Below are 22571 nucleotides of genomic sequence, written 5' to 3'. Positions count from 1 at the left end.
ATCTTTACGCCATGCTACGTATCCCCGTCACTCTAATCCTTCTCTTCTTTCTATCGGCGCAAACCCTCCGGGCGCAGGAAGAGATCGATCGAAGCCTCCCTGAGTTTTCTTTTGACCGGCTGGACCTGGCCGGGGAGATGCACTTTCTGGCCTCCGATTTTCTTGCCGGTCGCCGTACGGGGGCCGTGGGTAATGAAATTGCCGCCGAGTACATCGCGGCGCAATTGCGTGGCTTCGGTTACAAGCCTATCAATTCCGCGGATAGCAGCTTTTTTCAGACGGTTCCGCTGCGTCGGGTACAGCCACCTGAGTCCGCGCACGTCACGATCGGGGGAAGTGAATTCGATCTCAGTGGCGACCTACTTATGGTGCGGGGACCGGAGGCTTCCGCCGACGCCTCCGTTGTTTTTGCCAACTACGGTTGGGTGGATCCCGAAACCGATCACGACGACTACGCCAATTTGGACGTGGAGGGGAAGATCGTCGTTACGCGGGCCGGTCTGCCCGGTGATCCGGGACAGCAAGCCGTATTCCGTGGTATACAGGAAAAAGCGGAAATGGCTGCCGCCGCCGGAGCGGTCGCGCTCTTCGAGATATACAGCCTTCCTTTCCCCTGGAATGCCTTCCGTAATTACCTGGGTGGTGAACGCTTAAGTATCAGCGCGGGAGAGAGCGCTACGATTCCTTATGGCTTCATCAAATTCAGTGACGACGCGGTGAAGCGTCTGCAAACCGCGGAAGGAGACACGGAAGGTTCGGTTGCCAGTACGGGCATGCGCATTGACCGTATGGATAGTCGGAACGTCGGTGGTGTTCTGCGGGGCAGCGATCCTGCCCTGCAGGACGAATATCTGCTGATGACCGCTCACTTTGACCACGTGGGCGTAGGCAAGCAGGGAGGCGGTTACTTCTCCGATGCCGACAGCATCTTCAATGGGGCCCGCGATAATGCCATCGGAACCATCAGCCTGCTGGCCGCCGCGCGCGCTTTTGCCGAGAAACCGCCACGGCGCTCCGTCATCGTACTCGCCGTGACCGGGGAGGAGATGGGACTACTGGGCAGCAAGTACTATGCGGATAACCCGCTGATTCCCCTCGAGCAGACGGTTTTTAACTTTAACACCGACGGTGGAGGCTATAACGACACAACGGCGATCTCCCTGATCGGATCTAACCGAACCGGGATAGACGAACAGGTGGAGAAAGCGGCGGCGGCCTTCGGTAAGCGGGTTATTATGGATCCTGCTCCCGAACAGGGACTGTTTGACCGGTCGGACAATGTCAGCTTCGCGGCAATGGGCGTGCCGGCCCTATCCTTCACGCCGGGTTTCGATGACTTCGACGACGAGATACTGAAGTACTACCACCAGGTTACCGATAATCCGGAGACCATCAACATGCAGTACCTGAAGGAGTATTGCCAAATTTTTACGCTCGCGGCGCGGCTTATCGCCAACCGCGACGTTGTTCCGTTTTGGAACGAGGGGGATAAGTACGAAGCTGCTGGACAATCTCTCTACGGAACCGGTAAATAGTAAGCTATGAGCAAGCCCCTCTACACCTTTGAGGACATCCAGAATCTGGAGTTCCCGCCCGTCATCGTGTACGCCGTACCGGTCATGGTCGCCCTGACCATTATCGAGTGGTTTTTGCGCCGGAGGGAATATGTCCACGAACTGGAAGAGGCGGCGGAAGCGCTTGGCTACGATACTTCGGCCCGGCCCACTTTGCGGCGTAGCGGCTATAACCCTATCCGCTTTACCAGTTACCGCAACGCTTACGCCGAAGAACTCAAGGATTACATTGCCGGCAAAGAGGGTACCAGCCACGCCGACAAGCACAAGTACGACATCAAGGATGGCCTTGCAGCCGCTGGAGTGGGTATCGGAAACCTGATTAGTACGGCCCTCGTGAAGGCTGCCACCTTCGGTGTCATCCTGTTCTTTTATAATCTGACTCCGCTGTATATCCCGACCACCTGGTGGAGCTTCATCGCCTGTTTCTTCGTGGTTGACTTTTGTCGCTACTGGGCGCACCGCGTGAGCCACGAGCAGCGCTTCTGGTGGGCTACGCACGTGACGCACCACAGTTCGGAACAATACAACTTCACCGTTTCATTCCGGCTGAGCTGGACGCAACACATCAAGGTTATCTTCTTCATCCCGGCCGCTCTGCTGGGTTTCGATCCCTTCGTCTTTTTCATCTGTATGCAGATCGGCGTGCTCTACCAATTCTGGATCCATACCGAACTTATCGATCGAATGTGGGCGCCTATTGAATGGTTCTTCGTCACCCCGAGTCACCACCGGGTGCACCACGCCACGGAAGAGAAATACCTCGATAAGAACTACGGATCGAGCCTAATCATCTGGGACCGCATGTTCGGCACTTTCTACCCGGAAGAGGAAACTCCGAACTACGGTATTCTCAAGCCGGTCAATAGCTATAATCCGGTCACGCTCGTATTCCATGAACACATCGATATGCTGCGGGATATGAAAAAGTATCGTCATCCCAAGGCCTGGTGGCGGATCATGTTTCACGGTCCCGGCCTAACGCTGGATAAGGAGCGTTATTACGGCTTTTACAAGTATGAGAACGGGGAACCTCCCCACCAGCCCGAATCGCCCACGGTCGAGCAGCACGTTCGCGAGGAAACGCCGGGCAACGTGGTGGTATAGCGTCCGTTTAGCCGTTTAGCACTATTTTACGTGCGTACGCACAACTTCTGCCATGCCCCTATTCAACGACCTTAAACGCATATTCTTCGGCGCTAAATCCGTTGCCAAGCACCAGGCTTCGCGGGCGGGCGATGCGGCAAGGGAAGCCGGTGACGAACTGGCCGATCAGGGAGAAGAGTTATTCGACCTCACCAAGCGAGCCGCTCTGGATCTGGCGGCGAAAGCTCCCGGATACATCGAGAAGGGGAAAGATGCTTTATCCGAACTCGGTGATGCCGTCTATAAACAAGATCCCCCGACCCGGCAAAAAACGACCGATGACATGGACCGGGATGATCCTTTTAACTTTGACAAGTTGGATTTATCCAGCGAAGAGGAGGCGCCAAAATCCGGTCGGATAGACTTTGAAGACGACCTGGTCGAGGATTTTCCACCCTCGCCACCTAAGGAACCCTCCGCCTTCAGCCAGGTGGCCGACTCCGCGCTCGATGCCGCGGCCCGTAGCGGACTCAAGGCCAAGCAAGCAGCGAAGGAGGCGGGGGACGAATTGCTGGACCGCGCCGCGCGTACCGGGGCTAATCTGAAAAGTAAAGCGGACACCTTCATCGATCACGCCAACCGGGAAGCGGAGAAGATGAAGCTCGAAGACAGCATCGAGGAGGCTAAGCGGGCGGCGGCACAGGCTGAGGCTCGCGCCCGGGCTTACGACAATAAAGAAGGCGAGAAAGATACCAATAGCTCCACCCTGGATGGCACCGATTCATTCTTCGACCGTGCCGATCGGTTCGCTCGCGGCGATTACCATAATGAAGGTGGGAAGGATATGCGGGTCCAGGATGATCCCGACTATCGCCCCCGGAAAAAGAGCAATCTCATTCCGGGATTTGAGGACGGCGACAATGACGGGGATAGCCTCATTGATGATGCTATCCTGGAGGAAGAGTAGTATCGAGTAAGGCGCGGATGGCCATAGCTTTCTCAACGGCTCCGGCGTGGTCACCGTGAAGACATATTGTATCGACTTCGATGGGATAAACGCTTCCCTGTACACTCCGTACCACCCCCTCATTACGCATCATGCTGACCTGTTCCACGGCTTCGTCTATGGAAGCTATCGAGGATTCGGGACTATTTCTCGATACGAGTTGGAGGTTGCTGTCATACCGGCGATCGGCAAACCCTTCCGCGTAGAACAGAATACCCTTCGCGTTAGCGGCCTTACGGAGTTCCCCGGCCGGCGGACCGAATAAAACCGGTATGTCGAAATCGGTCATTACCCCGACCAGCGTTTTCGCCGCGGTTGCGTCGCGATTGGTGAAATGGTATAAAGCACCGTGCGCCTTCAGGTGGCGCAGCTTTCCCCCGGCCGCGAACACCATCCCCTGAAGAGCGGCCACCTGATAAAGAATGGATGCACGGAGTCGATCGACGCCGAGGTCTAGGTATTTCCGTCCAAAATTTTGCCGATCAGGAAAGCTGGGATGAGCACCGATGGTGACGCCGTTTTCGAGCGCAAGATCAATAGTGTGCTGAATCGTGAGCGCGTCACCACCATGGAACCCGCAGGCGATATTACAGGCATCCAGATAGGGCATGAGCCCCCGGTCGTCACCTATAATTCGATCGTACCAGGATTCTCCGAGGTCGGCATTAAGTTCCATGTTTCATACTTGTGATTGACGTGTGGTCTGCTAAAAGTATTGTACCTGCGCTCGCCGCCCGCTTTTAATTGGGATATTGTGTTACCTTCCCCACAGAACATCGTATCATGCAAAGAAGAAACTTTATTAAATCAACCGCCTTTTTTAGCGCGGCCCTCGCCGCCAATCAGGCGAGCGCGTTTGCGCTATGGAAGAATTCCGCAAGAAAACGAATCGCCCTGGTGGGCACCGGCATCCGGGGCAGCTCGCTCTGGGGCCGTAATCTGGTGAAAAACTACGGGGATCAGGTAGAATTCGTCGGTCTATGCGATATCAATCCCGGCCGTGTCGAGTTCGTTAAAGGGGCTATGGGCGTGGACTGCCCGGCCTATACCGACTTCGACAAGATGATGACCGAGGCCAAGCCGGAGTGGGTGATCGTGACGACGATGGATTCCACCCACGATAAGTTCATTGTCGGCGCGATGGAGCACGGAGCCCACGTAATCACGGAGAAGCCGATGACCACCGACGCCGCAAAATGCCAGAACATCCTTGATACCCAGAAACAGACCGGGAAGCAAGTCTTGGTGACATTCAATTACCGCCACTCCCCACACAATACCGCCATTAAGCAGCTGCTGCACGACGAGGAAGTGGGAAAGGTGACCAGCGTGGATTTTCACTGGTACCTGAACGTTTACCACGGCGCCAGCTACTTTCGGCGCTGGCACGCGTACGTCGAGAACAGCGGTTCCCTCTGGGTACATAAAGCGACGCACCACTTCGACCTGCTGAACTGGTGGGTCAATGCCAAACCGGTGGCCGTCACCGCGATGGGTGCCCTGGAACACTACGGGAAAAACGGTCCCTTTCGCGGGGAGTCGTGTCGTACCTGCCCCCACAAAGACGAATGTCCGTACTTCTGGGATATCACGAAGGACGAATACCTGATGAACCTGTACGTCGACAACGAGGAATACGACGGATACATCCGCGACAGCTGCGTGTTCCGGGAAGACATCAATATATGGGACAAGATGAGCGCCCAGATCCTCTACGATAACGACGTGGTGGTTAATTACAGCCTGACGACTTACAGTCCGTACGAAGGATACCGCATAGCCTTCAACGGCCACGACGGTCGCATTGATTCCTGGGAAGACATTCCGTACCAGCGCGGCGAATACAACGAGGAGGAGCAGGCCGCCCTGCACAGCGCCGAAATGGAATTTAAGATAGAGGAGGTGCCCACGGAATTTCACGAAGTAATTCTGCATAAAAACTTCGAGCCCGACTTCAAGAGCATAAAAGTGCCGAAGTACCGCTACGGTCACGGCGGCGGGGACCGGCGGATGCTGGATTACCTGTTCGTCAACCCGGATGCGGAGGATCCGCTTGGTCATATGGCCGGGACCACGGACGGCGCCTATTCCGTACTCATCGGCATCGCCGCCCGCAAGAGCATCGCGGAGGGTAGGACAGTACGACTCGATGAACTGGTGAAGGTGTAAAGCGGGAACAATTGGCGGGGCCCGGGGATTAGACAGGTGAACCAACATCCGCAGATATCCCATGGCCACAGCCACTAATGTACAAATCGAGCCTTCCTGGAAGGAAGCCCTGGCCCCCGAATTTTCCAAGCCCTACTTCGGCACCCTAATCCGCTTCATCAAGGAGGAGAAGGCAGAGGACAAGACGATCTATCCCCCCGGTTCGCTAATTTTTAATGCGTACAATACCACACCGATTGACCAGGTAAAGGTGGTCATCCTGGGGCAGGATCCTTACCACAATCCGGGGCAGGCGATGGGGCTGAGCTTCAGCGTGCCCCGTGGAGTGACCGTGCCCCCCAGTCTGCGCAACATCTATAAGGAAATCAACGATAGCTTAGGGTTGCCGATACCGAGCCACGGGGACCTCACGAAGTGGGCCGAGCAGGGAGTTTTTCTACTCAATGCTATGCTGACAGTGGAGAAAAATAAGCCGGGCAGCCACAAGCGATCGGGTTGGCAGTACTTCACGGATGCGAGTATCAAAGCCATCAGCGATCAGACCGAGCATACCGTCTTCATGCTGTGGGGAGCTTTTGCCCGTAAAAAGGCCGAACTTATAGACGCAGCGAAGCACCTCGTACTGGAAAGCCCGCACCCCAGTCCCTTTTCCGCGGACAAGGGTTTCTTCGGAAATAACCACTTCAAACAGGCGAATGAATACCTGACGAACCACGGCAAAGCGGCTATCGACTGGAGCCTCGACTAAGGCGGACGATCTCCACGGCTTACATTTGCAAAAAAGGCTCGTTGCATTACGCACTCGTAATTTTAATAGCGCTCGTTCTGGGCTGTGGTGCCGGTGAGCCGTTACTCGTCCAGGAGGTGAAAACGGTCAGCGGTCATCTGCGGTATCAGGCCGCTAACGGTACCGTTACGGCTGATTTGGTGATGCCGGATTCCACCCGTCAGGTGCCGGGAATGATGGGGAATACGATGGAACCGCTGGATGGACTACCCGGCCGACGTTTTCGCTATACCGCCGTTCGCGACCTGCCGGAACTGGTGCGCTTCACCGTCAATGTGCAGGAGGAACCTACAATTTTCAGTTTCGTGACGCACGGTATTTACATCGATTCGCTGCCGGATAGCCTGTACCGCGATCGGTCCGTGAATTTTCCGGTGGCGGACCGCGGACTGACCGAACGGGAGAGCCTGGTTATCTTTTTCGAACCCGGCGACCGCAGCACCCCCCGAAGAATTTTGGTTTCGGGGCCAACCAGCAGCGGGGTGGTTTCCTTACCTCCGCAAGCTGTTGACGATATCGCTCCCGGTAACTACGAGGTGTACTTCGTCAAGCAACGGTTATTCAAGGATCAGATCGGTACGACCAAAGCGAGTATCCAAACCGAGTATTTTACCCAATCTAAAGACGTTGTCGTCCAGTAACTCCATAAATTTTAAAGTATGAATGTTTTACTCTTGGGCGCCGGAGCGCGGGAACACGCGCTTGCGTGGAGACTGTCACAAAGCCCACTCTGTGCGGAACTTTTTATCGCCCCGGGTAATGCCGGTACCCGTGAATACGGTACGAATCTGGCTATTGACCCGAATGATTTTGAAGGGGTTAAAGCGGCCGTGCTCGAACGGAACGTCCGCATGGTCATTTGCGGACCGGAAGAACCGCTGGTGCGTGGCCTGCGGGACTTTTTTAGCGACGACGACGAATTACGATCTATCTATTTCATCGGGCCGAGCCGCGAAGCGGCGCGCCTGGAGGGCAGTAAATCGTATGCCAAAGCTTTCATGGAGGAATACGGTATTCCCACTGCGGCTTACCGCCGGTTTACGGTGGATCAGGTGGACGAAGCCGTTGAATACGTGGGAGGGTTGCCCACGCCTATCGTACTAAAGGCCGACGGGTTAGCCGCCGGCAAAGGCGTACTCATACTGGATGATGCGCAGGAAGCACAACAGGAAGCCCGCGCCATTCTGGAAGGGAAGTTCGGTGAGGCCGGATCGAAGCTTGTAGTGGAGGAATTCCTGGACGGTATTGAGTTTTCCGTTTTCGTACTTACGGATGGCAAGAGTTACCGCATTCTGCCCACTGCCAAGGATTACAAACGGATCGGGGAAGGGGATACCGGACCTAACACCGGCGGCATGGGCAGCATCAGCCACCCGCCCTTCGTGGATGCCGACCTCATGCGCAAAGTTGAGCAGCAGGTTATACAGCCGACGCTCGAGGGCATTGCCGCCCGAAAGCTGGATTACCGGGGCTTCATCTTCTGCGGCCTCATTATCGTAGACGGTGAGCCCAAGCTTATCGAGTACAATTGCCGGATGGGTGACCCGGAAACGCAGTCCGTCATGTTGCGCCTGAACAACGACCTGATGCAGCTGATGCTAGAAACGGCGGAGGGTGAACTTGGCGCCGCGGTCGTGAAGATCGACGACCGGCAGGCGGCAACCGTTGTGCTCGTAAGTGGTGGCTACCCCGGCGACTATAAGAAAGGAAAGGTGATCAGTGGTCTGGAGAAGGTAAACGGTAGTCAGGTATTTCACGCCGGCACCAAAGTTGCCGACGACGGAAGCATCGTGACCAATGGCGGGCGGGTCCTTTCCGTCGCCAGCTACGGAGCCACCTTTCAGGAAGCACTGGAAGCATCCTACGAAAATGCCAAAGCGATCACCTTTGACGGAATGAATTATCGTTCCGATATTGGATTCGACCTGTAAGCCTATGCCCGTTATTCTATTCGACTCCCAGGACCGGGAGCACCTATTACCCCTTACCTACGCCCGGCCGGTCGGAGACCTTCGGCTGGGGCTGTTGACACTGGCCGAGAAGTGGGGCCGTCACCTTGTGACCACTTGTTCTTGTTTTCCTGCGCCTTATTTACGGAATTTGTTCCCGACAGCGTTGGGTGAAGAAAATTGGCTAATCGATGGCAGTTTGCTTCCGGGTGTAGAGGTGGTGTCCTGGATAGAATCAATACCCCTGAACTCGGCCTGGGCTAAGGAGGGAAGATTAGTCGTTGCCAAACTGGATCGTGCGCGAACGGAAGCTTTCGTGGCCGATGATGGCCTGAACGGACTGGAAATGAAGGAGGTGCCTCACCTGCCCTTTAGCTTCGTGTCGCGTCCCGCCGACCTATTCCGCAAAAACGCGGAGGCCATCGTGTCGGATTTTGAGCTGGTGACTGGCGGCCGTGATTCGGAACCGTTGCCTTCGTCTAACAGGCTAGTTGGTTCTTTGGAGAACCTGTTTATCAGCAATGACGTAAAGCTGGAAGCCTGTATACTCAATGTTGAAGATGGGCCGATCTATATTGGTCGGGGAGCGACGGTGCTCGAGGGGTCCATGCTGCGAGGCCCGCTGGTTATCGCGGAAGATGCGGTCATTAAAATGGGTGCCAAGCTATACGGTGCTACGACCATAGGTCCCAACTGTAAGGTCGGCGGGGAGATCAGCAATGTTGTTTTTCAGGCAAACAGTAATAAGGGACACGATGGATACTTGGGTAACGCCGTGGTGGGAGAATGGTGTAACATTGGAGCAGATACCAATGGCAGTAATCTCAAAAATGACTACGGCAACGTAAAGGTATGGTCATACGCCGATCAGGCTATGATCGATAGCGGTATTCAATTCTACGGAATTATAATGGGCGACCACAGTAAGACGGCAATCAACACGATGTTGAACACAGGAACTGTCATCGGTTTTTCGGCTAATGTCTTTGGAGCCGGATTTCCACCAACCTTTGTGCCTTCCTTCACGTGGGGTAACGGTGTAACTACCTATCGTTTGGATAAAGCAATGGAGACGGCCAGACGAATGATGATGCGTCGAGGGAAAGTTTTTTCCGATGATCACCGCGCACTTTTCGAGTATATATTCCAGCGTAGTCAGCCTTACCGTCGATCGGATTGAGCCGGAACGGCAAACCTGAGCTGTCTTTCATTCCTATAGCCGAGATACAGCACGATCAGCAGGCTTATGGCCCCCGCCGCAAGTAACGTACCTAACCGGGCATCCATTTCCGTATCCGGGACGAACTCACCGGCTACGTAGGTATTGATGACCTGTAACCCATTGAAGAGGAAGTGAAGTAGTAGCGGGAGCCAAAGGGATCCCGTCCACCGGTAACTATAACCGAGCAGGGCCCCGAGCAGAAGGCGGGGAAAGAAGCCCGCAAATTCGAGGTGGATCGCTGAGAAGATAGCGGCGGCAGCCCAGATAGCTGCTGTTTCGCTCATGACGCGACGCAGTAGCTGGCCCTGAAGCAAGCCGCGGAACATTAATTCCTCAGCCACTGCCGGCACTACCGCGACGGTAAGGAGAGCAACTAGCAGCTCCTTCCCGCTTTCGATCCGTAAGACATTGGCCAGCAAGGCATTTCCCTCGTCTTCCGACTGAACCATCCACTCGGGTAGGTCAAGTTGTAGATTCAGGTAGGCGGCCAAGGCGACCAGAGGGATACCGAAGAGAAAAACCAGGATGGAGTTACCGATCAGCTTCGGTCTTCGAGGGCGAACCAAACCTGCAGCCGCCGTCCACTTCGCGCGAAACGTCAACCAAAGCGCGAGGATCGCGGGAATTCCCCAGGTTCCCAGGTTATTGATCAGGAGGATCAGGCGAAGCTCCATGCGCTCGGATGCTAACTCCATCGTAGCGCCTGCGTCCCCGAGTGATAAACCAAAATAGCGGGCCAGCAGACCTAAGGCGACGCTGGTGAGCAAAACCATGCCGGCGAGGCAAAGGACGGTATGTAGCAAAAGGGGAAGGCCCTTCGATCGGGGTGGTAATTCGTTGCGATCCAACATTGGATATATAACCGGTCAAGCGGCGTAAGTTTGCGTTCTACCTTTGCAACGTGCAGCTTTCCATTGTCATCGTCAGCTATAATGTCCGTCACTTTCTCGAGCAGTGCTTGCTGAGCGTGGCGCGCGCGGTGGAGAATATGGATGCGGAGGTCTGGGTGGTTGATAACCACTCGGCCGACGGTTCCGTCGAAATGGTTCGCCGTCGATTCCCGTGGGTCCGGCTAATCGCCAACCAGAACAATCCCGGATTTTCCGTAGCGAATAATCAGGCTCTACGGCAGTGCCGCGGTAAGTACCACCTGCTGTTAAATCCCGATACGGTCGTACAGGAAGACACCTTCCAGCGCTGTTATGACTTCGCAGAAGCTCATCCTGATTTGGGAGGACTAGGTGTCAGGATGCTGGATGGCAGCGGCCGTTTCCTGCCGGAGAGTAAGCGTGGATTACCTACGCCCTGGGTAGCCTTTACGAAGGCTTTCGGTTTATCCAGACTATTTCCCACTTCCACCCGCTTTAACGAATACCATCTGGGGTACCTCGCAGAAGATGAAGTGCACCGCGTAGCCGTTCTGGCGGGGGCGTATATGTGGCTGCGCGCTTCCGCCTTAAAGAAAGTGGGATTGCTCGACGAAACGTTTTTTATGTACGGGGAAGATATCGACCTATCGTACCGGATCACGCAGGGTGGGTACCATAACTACTACTATCCGCATACCAGTATCCTACACTACAAAGGGGAAAGCACCAAGCGGGGCAGCCTGAATTACGTACGGGTGTTTTACCAGGCGATGGTGATCTTTGCCCGTAAGCATTTCGCCGGGTCACGCGCCAGTTTACTGGTGTGGATGATGCAGGCTGCCATCTACGTCCGGGCCGTGGGTACCGTGGCCGGAAACCTGTGGCGGAAGCTCTGTTTCCCGGTAATGGATGCGGTGGGCATCTATCTCGGCCTCATTACACTGAAGCGCCTGTGGGCCGCCTATCACTTCGGCGATGCGGACTATTTTTCCGACCACATCAATTGGGTTCATTTCCCGGGCTATACCTTGCTCTGGACGGGAAGCATATTTCTCGGTGGAGGATACGATCGCCCCTATGATTATGGCCGTCTGCTGCGCAGCCTGGCCCTTGGCACCTTACTTCTTCTTTCAGTCTACGGCTTGTTGCCAGAGCAACTCCGCCCGAGCCGGGCTTTACTCGTCCTGGGAGCCTCCTGGGCCGTGCTGATAACGTTATTCCTGCGCGCCGCCGCCCAAATGATGAGCCACCGACAACTCGGTGCGCGGGAAGCATCCCGGCTACTCATCGTGGGCGGGACGGCAGAAACCGAACGCACCCTGGGTCTTCTTCAGCGCGTAGGTGCCAAAGCCCAATTTATCGGGCGGGTTCGGCCGATAACCGGGGCGGATGTAGTCATCGGTGAGGAAGACATCGGAACGACCGACCGCCTCTCCACGCTGGCCCGCCTGTATCGCGCCGAGGAAATCATCTTCTGCTCGGCGGATTTGGATATTGGTGACATCCAACGGTGGATGAGCGAACTGGGTCCGGACCTGCAATACCGCATCCTGCCCGAAAAGAGCAGCAGCATCATCGGCAGCCACCGCTCGGACCAGCGAGGGACACTCTATACGATAGACGTGAATTTGCGCATCGACGACCCTACCTACCGGCGGGGTAAGTGGCTTTTCGATCGTGCATTGGCACTGGTGCTCCTGTTCAGCACGCCCCTTACAATATGGATGGTCAGCAATAAAGGCGGCTACCTCGCTAACCTCCTGAGCGTGCTTGTCGGTCGCTTGAGCTGGATCGGCTATCATCCAGGGGACCCGGACCGGCACCTATTGCCGAAAATTAAGCGAGGGGTACTTAATCCCGGATCGGGAACGATCATTGAAGACGAGTCTACGCTTCACCACCTGAACCTGCTGTACGCCCGTGACTACCGCATCGTTGATGATTGGCAGCTGGTGATCCGACATTTTCCCAGCCTGGGCCGACGTCCTGCCGAGGTAGTTTAACGCTTGCCGGATGCGTCGTTTTTGAAGCCGGCAAAGAATTCCGAGAGGGAGTCGAATTCTCGGCGCCAGCTAAGTCCGGTACCTATCTGAATTCGTCGGCGGCTCGAAATATCAGGTTGCAGGCGCTGGTACACACGTAATTTGAGCGATCGGCTGTCGTTGAGTACGTACTCGAGCACGACGTCATTGCCGATGAAGGTTCCGGTGTTGCCGCCGCCACTTACCACCTGGTCGTTTAGCACGTTCACGTCTCCACTCAGGCTAAGGCGATTATTGAAATCCCGGCGGAAAGAGAATTCAACCGTCTGGCCCCGCGTGATCGCATTATCCGTGCGAATATTATTGTTGGCGTAATTGCTGTAGGCGATGTCGAAATCGAAGCCGGAGATAAAGGCATCTTCGCCAAATGTATCCTCCAAGAGGTTGTTAAGCAACAGGCTCAGGTAGCTGGAGAGCCATTCACTGACGGTGTTAACCGCCACATCCGTTACGTTGAAACTAAGGTCAGCGGGCAGGAACTGGCCTACCGCGATCAATCCGAATACCTGCCGGTTCAGCTCGCTCTGATCGAGGAGAAGTTGGCGGCGCTTATTATTCGCGTAGGTTTCCAGGGTGCCGTCCAGGCTGGGGAAACTGATGTCAAAGTTGATGTCCGGCTGAGTGAGAATACCGTCCAGTTGCAGGGTAAGGTCAATATCCGTAGCCTGGCTGGCCGCGCGGGTAAGGTCCGACGCGCCCTGATTGGATCCGTCTAGGGGTAGGTATTCCCGGATGAAGTTGATGATGGGGGTTTTTAGGTTCTGGTAATCGGCTTCGATGTCGATGCGCGCCGCAAAGGGATCGCCGGACCAGGTCACCGTTCCCCCGGGGCGAACGGAAAATTCCTTATTTACCACCTTGTACAGGGTGAAGAGATAGTCTCCCTGGGTCAGCGTGATGGTTCCGTACATCTGTAAAGTACCGTCACGGGGTATGCGGAGACTGAGGTTCCCGTTCCCGCTTCCTTCCAGAATGTCACCGACTTCTTCATCAAAAATGATCTGACCGACGGCCTCATCCAGGACCTCAATTTCCATCTCCAGGCTTACCCCGGTCGGGTCGGCGGCCGTTACTACCTCTTCTTCTTCCTGGTAGACGGTCCGGTCGACAAAGCGCACGTTGTCGATGGGGCCTGCACCCGAGCCTTCGGAAACGGGAATGGCCAGGCGGGAGTCGCGGCCTACCGTAGCCCGAACGTAGATGTCGGTCTGTCGGAAGTTACCCGTGAAGTCGACCGTTCCACTGCCAATCGCCTGTCCGTAAAAGTTTGGATTATCCCCCGGGGCAAGATCGAGGGCAAGGAAGCGATCCGTTCGCAGGCGGGCGTTGATCCCCAAATTCTTTAGTCGGTCGTGCGTAATGCCCCCCGTGAGCCGCGCTACGTTGTTGTAGCGATCCAGCAATCGGGTGCCCGCAAGATCGAATAGGTTGTTCGTGATGCGAACGCGCGATTCATTGAAGTGGTAGCGGGTTTGCAGGTAATCGAGGGTAAAGGCTCCTGCGGATGCATCGATATACCCTTGCACATCTGCTTCCCCCGCCGGTCCGGACACGTTCAGTTGCGCGTCGATCTTGCCAACGATATCCGATACGGAACCACCCACCCAGTAGCTGGCCAGGTCCAAGGGGTATCCGGTCACGTTCACGGTGAGGTCCAAATAGTTCTTTTGCTGATCGACGCGGGGATTTTCCGTTAGGTCCCCTAGATTGAATACGGCTTCGGCGATGAGTTGGGACGTATCTCGGTTCAGGTTCAGGTAAGCATTGACCCTGCCTTTAGGATTTGGAGCGCGCATGTCAACGCGGAGGTAACCGTAATCGTCGCCGTTAATCAGCATGGTATCGCTGCGGATATCCGCGGTAATCCCCTGCAGCAGGAAGGCGTTATCGACGCCAACGTGTATGTCCACCCGACCGCCAAAGTCTAGCGGCTGGTAATTCCACACAGAATCAATGAGGCCGAGGGCCATATTTTCCAGGTTCAGATCGAGGCCCAGATCTCCCCGCTTGGATAGCCGGATGCTGCGCTCACCGCTTCGCAGGCTGAAGTTGCGTGTGTCGATATATTCCGGTCCGATGACAATGCGGTTATCGCGGCGTATGGTCCACGGCTCCTGAAAGAGTACTAAATCCGAATCGTCGAAACGCACCGCGTAGTTGGCCGTATCGGGAAGCGTGATTTGTCCGTTCAGATTGAGCTTTTCCAAAAAGACGCCGCCGGCACCACCGTAATTGATCCCGAAGTCGATGGTGTCCCGGTCGATCAGGCTGAGTAGGGTAAGTTGGTTTAGGATGGGCTTCCCATTCAGGAGGGTGGAATCAATTAGCAGGTCTAATTCTCCTTCTGATTCTTTTCCTTTAGTACGGACGATAAGGTCCACGAAGGAGATGTTATCGAAGGAAAAGCGCGGTGCAATTAATTCGGCCCGCATCTGATCATCGAATCCATCGTAGCTACCTGTAAGTTGCACGTCAATCAGGGGGCCTAGCTTCGGGTTGACAAGGCGATTCAACCCCTTGGAATCGGTGATGGTAATATCGAAACTGAAGCGATTATCCGTTGGGAAAGCCCGGGGTGCCTGGATATTCAGCCGACTGGCCCAGCCGGGGTAGTATTCGACCAGATATTTGGTTAGGCTGGAGGACACCTCATTGATATCGAAGCGACCGACTATTTCTCCCTTCGCAATGTCGCTTTCCAACTTGACAACCTTTTGTCCCTCCTCGTTGAAGTTAGAGTAGGCGAGTAGTTTGCCTACGTTGATGGTTGCGGTGTCGCGGACTACCCGGAAGCTGTCTAATTCGACACGTCCCTCCATATCGCTGAAGACCGTATTGACAATGTTCAGGTCGACATCGCCCGACAACACCACAAGCCGCTCGCTGAGATTGAGAGCTTGCAGGTCGATCCGGTTAATTTCAGCACTGAAGTCGAAGACAGGAATGCTGTCGCGGAAATTGAGTTCCCCTAAAAAATTCAGGTCGATGTTTTCATCGGCGATGGCGAAGCTACCATCGAAGAACTGTTGCTGCAGTTGCCCGTTGATGAGCGCATTTTCGTAACGGTAGCCTTTAAATTCGAGCGCCTCGATGGTAGCACGCAGGTTTGCGTAAGCGGAAGTGGCCGTCAGTCCTTGCCCGTCGTCAATGGCGGCGGTAAAATTGACGATGCCCAGGTCCTCATTATTCGTCCAGATGCCCAAATCGAATCGATCCAGCGATAAGGAACCGCTGTATTCCGCCCGTTCCGCCCCGTTTTCGATATCCATGCGCATGTCCAGGACGGCCCGTCCGATATCGGTACGCAAATCACCCTTCGCGGCAAAGTCGGTAAAGAAGCCGTCGAAGCGACCGTCGAAGTTGAGCCGCCCCAGCTTATTGAAGTTGGCCGGAAGATTCATCCGGGGAATCAAGCGGCGCAGCGTAGTCACGCTGGTACGCATGGCATCTAGCTCGAGGTTCAGGGCTTCCGATCCGGGCTGCGCCAGGTTGCGGCTGCTGAAGCTGCCTTCCAGGTAGTTGTTCTCATCGAGGGCAAGGACGACGTCCTGGGCGCGAAGGTTATTCACGCGGCCTGTAAATTGGCCGCCGAGGCGAATGTTGCGATCCCGGTTATCCCGGAAGAAGGGGTTAAACCGTAATTGCCGGGCGAAATAAAGAATGTCCCGCACGTTCACGATGCTGGGTTCCAGCCCGATACTCATCCGTACGCGATCGTTGAATTCGGACCAGGATTCCCATCCCCCCGGGAAGGTGAAACTCAGGGAATCGGATAATGAACTGTTGGGCGTTGTCAGGATGAGGTCGTTAAAAACCAGGTCCGTTGGTGTTATCCGCAGTTCATCTACGCTGAGGCGGTCAAGGATGAAGCCACTCTTTTCTTCCAGGCTGAGGTGTTGGATCCGGGCGGTTACTTCGCTGGCTTGGTAATCCACCTGGGTCAATTCCAGGTTGATGTCCCTGACCCCTAGGCGGGCGAAGTCGACGGAAGAAATGTCGGCCGTCTCGATCGGGTCCTTACGGAAGTTGTCCAGTTCGAATACACCATCGATGATCTCCAGGGCGTCAATGCTGACGTGCAGGCTAACGCGATTACTGTCAACCAGGGTGCTATCAATAGAACGGATTGCCTCATCCAGCCCCGGTACGGAACTTAGCGGGGTAGGGGGGATAGAGGTTTGGCGCACTACGGGGCGTCGCACCTCGGCGGTCTCCAGGCCGATCCGTTTGTTAACCAGATCGAGTTCATCGATGTAGACCACGGCGGATTCCAAAGCCACGTCGAAGCGCTGTCCCCGCACACTGTCATCCTGGACGAACGATATGTTTTCCAGGTCCAGGCGGTCCAACGCAAGATTGATGGGCCGTTGAGCTTTTGTCCGCGAGGGGAACAATTTCTCGAGGGCGGTTTCCAGATTCGATTCCGCATCCCCGAGATCCCTCCTGATCTTGAAGCGCGTATCGGTAATCGTTAGCTCCTCGATCTCAATCGAATTATCGAGAAGGGATAGCAGGTTGAAATCCGCGGCGATCTCCTGCCCGTAGAGGAGGGTATCTCCGTATTTATCTTCGATAAAGACCCCCTGGATGGTCAGCTCATCGAACCAGGAGAGCCGGGCGTACTCAATGTCCACCTGGGTTTCGAGAGTCTTACTCAGGCCGGCGGTGACACGATCGACAAGCCAGTTTTGAAAGTCGGGCAACTGCAGCAGGCCCAGTAGAAAGACGACCAGCAGCACCATCCAAACGAAGAGCTTACGTACCCGGTGCCACCAGCGGCGTTTCCGCTTGCGGGGCGGCGGGGTTACAGGTACGTCATTCGGTTCTTCCATTGGAGGAGTTAGCGGCTATGTAACGCATGGCCTTTACCGCTAGTTGTGGTTAGAATTAGTGGCTAGAAGGGCTTATTTGCCGCGGTCTGTACGTTAGCTCCAAGTGTGTTAAGCGTATTGACGAGTAGATGTGCCAGATAGGGCAGCATACACCCCTTGGTAGCCCACAACCACAAGTTAAAGCGCTTCGTCTACGAGCCAGCGCTTATAGCTGCTGAATAACAAAAGTTTAAAGAAGGATCCGCAACGTTCAGGCCCTGGCATCGATCCGAACTAGGCTCTCTACAAATTACTTCGATAGACGCTAAGCATACACGGCCGGTTCGTGGGGTTAGATGCGGATAAGAGGGAGATACCGCGGTGGCTTGAACAGCTGTCTACCTGCGCTCCGCCGCCCTTTCTCTACCAGCAATTCCGGCACAATGAAGGAACGAGTCTGCGGGCGGACAACCGAAAAACCAAAGCATGGCGCTGTCTGTTAGCTATCTTTGCGCCGTAACCACTGTTAATTCCTTCCCGCCTTGAAGAACATCCGCAACTTTTGCGTCATTGCCCATATCGATCACGGTAAATCCACCCTGTCCGATCGCCTGCTCGATTTCACCCAGTCGGTGAACGAGCGAGAAAAGCGGGACCAGCAGCTCGACGATATGGACCTCGAGCGGGAGCGGGGCATCACCATCAAGAGTCACGCCATCCAGATGCATTACCCGCACGACGACGGGGAGATGTACACCTTCAACATGATCGACACCCCCGGTCACGTTGACTTCAGTTACGAGGTGTCCCGGTCTATCGCGGCCTGCGAAGGTGCCTTATTGCTGGTGGATGCCACCCAGGGCATTCAGGCGCAGACGATATCCAACCTATTTCTGGCCCTGGAACATGATCTGGAGATCATTCCGGTCCTGAATAAGGTAGACATGCAAACGGCCATGATCGAGGAGATGGCCGACCAGATGATCGACCTGACGGGTTGCGAGCGGGAGGACATTATTCTTGCCTCGGGAAAGACCGGTATTGGGGTGCCGGAGATCATGAAGGCGGTGGTGGAACGTGTTCCCGCCCCCAAGGGTGACCCCAAAGCTCCCCTCCAGGCCCTCATCTTCGATTCTGTTTTTAACCCTTTTCGCGGCGTCATCGCCTACGTTCGCGTGATGAACGGCGAGCTACGCAAAAACGACGAGATCAAGTTCGTAGCCACCGAGGCGGTTTACGGTGCGGATGAGGTTGGCGCGATGGAGATTACCCCAAAACCGACGCAGAAAATCGGTTGTGGGGACGTGGGTTACATCATCACCGGCATCAAGAACAGCTCGGAGATCAAGGTGGGTGACACCGTGACCCTGAACGACAACCCCGGTGAGATGCTGGCCGGCTTCGAGGAAGTGAAGCCGATGGTGTTCGCGGGTATCTTCCCGCTCGATAACGATGATTTCGAGCCCCTCCGAGACAGTCTGGAAAAACTACAGCTGAACGATGCCAGCCTAGTCTTCGAACCGGAAACCAGTGCCGCCCTTGGCTACGGCTTCCGCTGTGGCTTCCTTGGCATGCTCCACCTGGAGATCGTCCAGGAGCGGCTGTTCCGGGAATTCAACATGGACGTGATCACCACCGTGCCGAACGTGACCTACCGGGTCACGGATACCAAAGGCGTGCTGACTGAGATCCGCAACCCGGCCGAACTGCCGGACGTGAACCATCGCGCGCGGGTAGACGAGCCGATGATCTCCGCGCAGATCATCACCACGACCGATTATATTGGAGCCATTATGACCTTGTGTATCGATAAGCGTGGAACGCTGACCAAACAGACCTACCTCAGCCCGGAGCGGGTGGAATTGCATTTCGTGCTGCCGCTGGCGGAGATCGTCTTCGACTTCTACGATCGCCTGAAGTCGATCAGCCGCGGATACGCCAGCTTCGATTACCAGCCTAAGGATTATCAAGAAACCGACCTGGTCCGGATGGACATCAAACTGAACGGCGAGAACGTGGATGCGCTTTCCGCCCTGGTACACCGCAGTAAAGCGGAACAGATCGGACGTCAGATGTGTAAGAAGCTCCGTGAATTACTTCCACGTCAGCAATTTATGATCGCTATCCAGGCGGCCATCGGCGCGAAGGTTATCGCCCGGGAAACCCTGTCGGCCATGCGTAAGGACGTCACGGCGAAATGTTACGGTGGCGATATCAGCCGGAAGCGGAAACTGCTGGAGAAGCAGAAGGCCGGTAAGCGGAAGATGCGTCAGTTTGGAAAGGTGGAGGTACCCCAGAAAGCCTTTCTTGACGTGTTGAAGCTGGACTAAGCTTAATTGGTCCGGAGAGATTGTACGGAACTCCGGTCAGGCAGCGTTTACTTCATATTTAGGGAGTGTAGTTCCAGCTCCCGGCTAACTCACCATGATGACCAGTATTAAATCGTTTCTTTTTGGGGATACCACCGGTTGGATGCGTGTCGCACTGATGGTATTCTGGGTGCTGATACTGGCCGTGCCCGTGGCCATATTCGCCCTCTTTTTCAGCCTGAGCTTCACCGACCTTCCGTCGGTTACGGAGCTGGAGAATCCTAAAAATAATGAAGCCAGTCCGGTTCTGGCTAGTGATGGGACGGTGCTTGGACGGTTCTTCGTAGAGAACCGCGTGATGGTCAATTTTGATGATCTCGGACCCCACCTCGAGGCCGCCCTGGTGAGTACGGAAGATGAACGTTACTATGATCATAGCGGGATCGACTGGCGGTCACTGCCGCGGGTAGCCATCAAAACGGCCCTGCTCGGCCAGGCAAGCGCCGGTGGTGGATCCACGATCACTCAGCAGTTGGCCAAGCTGCTATTTACCGAGCAGGTAAGTGCGAATCTGGTAGAGCGTGCCTTTCAAAAATTAAAGGAGTGGATCATCGCTGTCCGGTTGGAGCGCAAATACACCAAGGAGGAGATTATCGCGATGTACCTCAACCGGTACGACTTTATCAATGGCGCGCAGGGTATTCGGGCCGCCGCGGAGAACTACTTCGACGGAAAGCGTCCGCAGGATCTCAACGTCGAGGAAGCGGCCATGCTGGTGGGCATGCTCAAGAATGCTTCGCTGTATAACCCACTTCGTTTTCCGGACCGGACCGAATTGCGTCGGAATCAGGTACTGCAGCAGATGGTCCGTAACCACCGCATTACCCAGGTAGCATACGACTCGCTCTCCCAACTTCCCCTCGGGGTCAAATTTACCCGGCAGCGGCACGATGACGGACTGGCTCCGTATTTCCGTATGGTGCTCGCGGAAGAAGCGAAACGCATCCTGCAGCAGGACCCTTACCGGAAATCAGACGGCCAGGCCTACGACCTCTACCGGGACGGGCTAACCTTTTACACCACCATCGATCCGAGGATGCAGCAGCACGCCGAAGAGCAGGCGCGCATCCATATGAAGCAGCTCCAGGAACAGTTCTTCACGCACTGGAGCGGGATGGACCCCTGGACATACACGAACCCGAACTCCGAAACGGAGGTGCGGGTGGAACGGCGGAAAGAAAGCCTGCGGAACGCAGTCCGGCAGTCAGATCGCTACCAGGCGTACCGGCAAGGCATACTGGTACCCGTTATCCGGGAGATCCTGGCGAAGATGGATTTCCGGTTTTCGCGCAATGACCGGGAAATTCAGCGCATGATTGACGAAGCCAAACGACCCGGCGTCATCACCGATGCCGTCAGCCGTAATCTCATATCGGAAGATTTTGCCGCACAGCATCGTCAGGTGATGAAGCTCCCTGAATTTGAGAAACTGCGGGCAGCGTGGACGAAGTTGCAGGAGACGGTGGAAACGGAATTCGATAAGGAGGTGGAGATGCGCGTCTTTACCTACGATAACGAGGCCATGGAAACGGATACCACCATGACGCCGCTCGATAGTATCCGTTACCACAAGATGATCCTGCAGATCGGCAGCATGTCGGTAGAGCCCCACACCGGCTTTGTACGCACCTGGGTGGGGGGCAGCAACTTCAAGTGGTTTAAATACGACCACGTCACCTCGCGCCGTCAGGTTGGCTCGACTTTCAAGCCCTTCATATACGCGGCCAGCATCGACCTGCGGGGTATCACGCCCTGTTTGCGGGTTATCGACCAACCGGTCACCATCGGCCCGGGAGACGGTAATTTTGGATTGAACGATCCATGGACCCCACGGAACTCCAGCGGTGCGTACTCCTACCAGGACTACACCCTATATCAGGGGCTAAAGAACTCGGTCAATACCATCTCCGCCTACCTGATGAAGGAGCTGGCGAGCACTGAACCGGTCCGCAATATGGTGGCGAATATGGGTATCCCCAAGACTCAGATACCCGCCGCGCCATCCATCGCGCTCGGTTCCGTCGATTTGACCGTACAGCAGCTTACGGGAGCATATACGACCTTCGGCAATAACGGCGTCTTCATCCGCCCCGTCTATCTCACTAAGATCGAGGACCGTACCGGCCGTATCATCTACGAATACCTTCCCGAGGAAAGACCCGCCATCAGTCCCCAGGCGAACTACGTCATGGTGAATATGCTCGGACGTGCCTCCGTAGGTAACCTGCGCGGCGTAGAAGGTCCCGTGGGCGGAAAAACGGGTACGACCAACGACCAGACGGACGGATGGTATATGGGCATCACCCCCGAACTCATTGTAGGAACCTGGGTCGGCGGTGACGAGCGGTGGATCCGCTTCCGCAGCCTAGCCTTGGGGGCAGGGTCCAACATGGCCAAACCCTTCTTCCGTAGATTCGTCAGCACCTCCCAGGCGGATGAGAGCATTGGCTGGGACACCGAAGCGCAGTGGGCACGGCCCCCCGGAGAACTGGGCATCGAAATGAATTGCGATGCGTATTACGGTACGCCAAACGATACGAACTACGTCGATCAACCCTTGCTGGATGACGACCCGTTTGGTAATAGCCCGGATTTTTAGGGCGGCGGAGCGCAGGTAGAAAGCAAGTTCAGATCCACTTGATTTTGCCAGTACCGAATATTTCGGCAGTGAGCCCATACGAAGCGTA

The 22571-nt window shown here is 55.5% G+C and carries 14 protein-coding genes; 11 read left to right on the top strand and 3 right to left on the bottom strand.

Going from position 1 to position 22571, the window contains the following annotated elements; genetic code table 11:
• Positions 1-11: 11 nt before the first annotated feature.
• Genes DRW39_RS16885 through DRW39_RS16875 form a run of 3 tightly spaced genes read left to right on the top strand, consistent with a single transcriptional unit; the run spans position 12 to position 3627 of the window.
• On the top strand, positions 12-1535 hold the full coding sequence (locus DRW39_RS16885) for a M28 family peptidase (RefSeq protein WP_116108242.1): 1524 nt from the start codon (positions 12-14) through the stop codon (positions 1533-1535).
• Positions 1536-1541: 6 nt separating this feature from the next.
• Positions 1542-2681, top strand: a complete 1140-nt coding sequence (locus DRW39_RS16880) for a sterol desaturase family protein (protein WP_232830178.1) — start codon at positions 1542-1544, stop codon at positions 2679-2681.
• Between the two features lie 52 nt (positions 2682-2733).
• Positions 2734-3627 carry a hypothetical protein gene (locus DRW39_RS16875; RefSeq protein ID WP_116108241.1) on the top strand — a complete coding sequence of 298 codons (894 nt, stop codon included), beginning with the start codon at positions 2734-2736 and terminating at the stop codon, positions 3625-3627.
• Here DRW39_RS16875 and DRW39_RS16870 read toward each other — a convergent pair.
• On the bottom strand, positions 3608-4342 hold the full coding sequence (locus DRW39_RS16870) for a 5-oxoprolinase subunit PxpA (protein ID WP_116108240.1): 735 nt from the start codon (positions 4340-4342) through the stop codon (positions 3608-3610). The genes DRW39_RS16875 and DRW39_RS16870 overlap by 20 nt on opposite strands.
• A 107-nt stretch (positions 4343-4449) precedes the next feature.
• Between DRW39_RS16870 and DRW39_RS16865 the strand changes: the two genes are divergently transcribed.
• The 5 genes from DRW39_RS16865 to DRW39_RS16845 all read left to right on the top strand — a co-directional run bounded on the left by DRW39_RS16865 (position 4450) and on the right by DRW39_RS16845 (position 9751).
• Positions 4450-5835: a Gfo/Idh/MocA family oxidoreductase gene (locus DRW39_RS16865; protein WP_116108239.1), complete on the top strand. Its 1386-nt coding sequence runs from the start codon at positions 4450-4452 to the stop codon at positions 5833-5835.
• Positions 5836-5896: 61 nt separating this feature from the next.
• Positions 5897-6583, top strand: a complete 687-nt coding sequence (gene ung / locus DRW39_RS16860) for a uracil-DNA glycosylase (protein ID WP_116108238.1) — start codon at positions 5897-5899, stop codon at positions 6581-6583.
• A 41-nt stretch (positions 6584-6624) separates the two neighbouring features.
• Positions 6625-7263 carry a hypothetical protein gene (locus tag DRW39_RS16855; RefSeq protein WP_116108237.1) on the top strand — a complete coding sequence of 213 codons (639 nt, stop codon included), beginning with the start codon at positions 6625-6627 and terminating at the stop codon, positions 7261-7263.
• A gap of 18 nt (positions 7264-7281) precedes the next feature.
• A complete protein-coding gene (gene purD / locus DRW39_RS16850; RefSeq protein ID WP_116108236.1) occupies positions 7282-8553 on the top strand; it encodes a phosphoribosylamine--glycine ligase in 1272 nt (423 codons plus the stop codon).
• A gap of 4 nt (positions 8554-8557) precedes the next feature.
• Positions 8558-9751, top strand: coding sequence for a putative sugar nucleotidyl transferase (locus DRW39_RS16845; RefSeq protein WP_116108235.1), 1194 nt, complete (start codon positions 8558-8560; stop codon positions 9749-9751).
• Here DRW39_RS16845 and DRW39_RS16840 read toward each other — a convergent pair.
• Positions 9733-10566 carry a CPBP family intramembrane glutamic endopeptidase gene (locus tag DRW39_RS16840; RefSeq protein WP_157976181.1) on the bottom strand — a complete coding sequence of 278 codons (834 nt, stop codon included), beginning with the start codon at positions 10564-10566 and terminating at the stop codon, positions 9733-9735. The genes DRW39_RS16845 and DRW39_RS16840 overlap by 19 nt on opposite strands.
• 128 nt (positions 10567-10694) lie before the next feature.
• Here DRW39_RS16840 and DRW39_RS16835 point away from each other — a divergent pair, with 128 nt between their 5' ends.
• A complete protein-coding gene (locus DRW39_RS16835; protein WP_116108233.1) occupies positions 10695-12665 on the top strand; it encodes a glycosyltransferase family 2 protein in 1971 nt (656 codons plus the stop codon).
• Here DRW39_RS16835 and DRW39_RS16830 read toward each other — a convergent pair.
• On the bottom strand, positions 12662-17536 hold the full coding sequence (locus DRW39_RS16830; protein ID WP_116108232.1) for a translocation/assembly module TamB domain-containing protein: 4875 nt from the start codon (positions 17534-17536) through the stop codon (positions 12662-12664). The two genes, DRW39_RS16835 and DRW39_RS16830, sit on opposite strands and share 4 nt — an antisense overlap.
• A 521-nt stretch (positions 17537-18057) precedes the next feature.
• Between DRW39_RS16830 and lepA the strand changes: the two genes are divergently transcribed.
• Both lepA and DRW39_RS16820 read left to right on the top strand, forming a co-directional pair.
• Positions 18058-19845: a translation elongation factor 4 gene (gene lepA, locus DRW39_RS16825; RefSeq protein WP_116108231.1), complete on the top strand. Its 1788-nt coding sequence runs from the start codon at positions 18058-18060 to the stop codon at positions 19843-19845.
• Positions 19846-19942: 97 nt separating this feature from the next.
• Entirely contained in the window at positions 19943-22483 is a 2541-nt protein-coding gene (locus DRW39_RS16820; RefSeq protein ID WP_116108370.1) for a transglycosylase domain-containing protein, read from the top strand.
• Positions 22484-22571 lie beyond the last annotated feature (88 nt).

Origin of the sequence: Lewinella sp. IMCC34191, from assembly GCF_003390935.1 — a bacterium.
Classification (GTDB): Bacteria; Bacteroidota; Bacteroidia; order Chitinophagales; family Saprospiraceae; genus Neolewinella.
The sequence above is the reverse complement of the archived record's forward strand: the minus strand, read 5'-3'. Positions and strand labels throughout refer to the sequence as shown.

Coding starts and splice junctions, on each gene's coding strand:
- DRW39_RS16885 (WP_116108242.1), top strand. CDS start 12: ATGCTACGTATCCCCGTCACTCTAATCCTTCTCTTCTTTCTATCGGCG.
- DRW39_RS16880 (WP_232830178.1), top strand. CDS start 1,542: ATGAGCAAGCCCCTCTACACCTTTGAGGACATCCAGAATCTGGAGTTC.
- DRW39_RS16875 (WP_116108241.1), top strand. CDS start 2,734: ATGCCCCTATTCAACGACCTTAAACGCATATTCTTCGGCGCTAAATCC.
- DRW39_RS16870 (WP_116108240.1), bottom strand. CDS start 4,342: ATGGAACTTAATGCCGACCTCGGAGAATCCTGGTACGATCGAATTATA.
- DRW39_RS16865 (WP_116108239.1), top strand. CDS start 4,450: ATGCAAAGAAGAAACTTTATTAAATCAACCGCCTTTTTTAGCGCGGCC.
- ung (WP_116108238.1), top strand. CDS start 5,897: ATGGCCACAGCCACTAATGTACAAATCGAGCCTTCCTGGAAGGAAGCC.
- purD (WP_116108236.1), top strand. CDS start 7,282: ATGAATGTTTTACTCTTGGGCGCCGGAGCGCGGGAACACGCGCTTGCG.
- DRW39_RS16845 (WP_116108235.1), top strand. CDS start 8,558: ATGCCCGTTATTCTATTCGACTCCCAGGACCGGGAGCACCTATTACCC.
- DRW39_RS16840 (WP_157976181.1), bottom strand. CDS start 10,566: ATGGTTTTGCTCACCAGCGTCGCCTTAGGTCTGCTGGCCCGCTATTTT.
- DRW39_RS16830 (WP_116108232.1), bottom strand. CDS start 17,536: ATGGAAGAACCGAATGACGTACCTGTAACCCCGCCGCCCCGCAAGCGG.
- DRW39_RS16820 (WP_116108370.1), top strand. CDS start 19,943: ATGACCAGTATTAAATCGTTTCTTTTTGGGGATACCACCGGTTGGATG.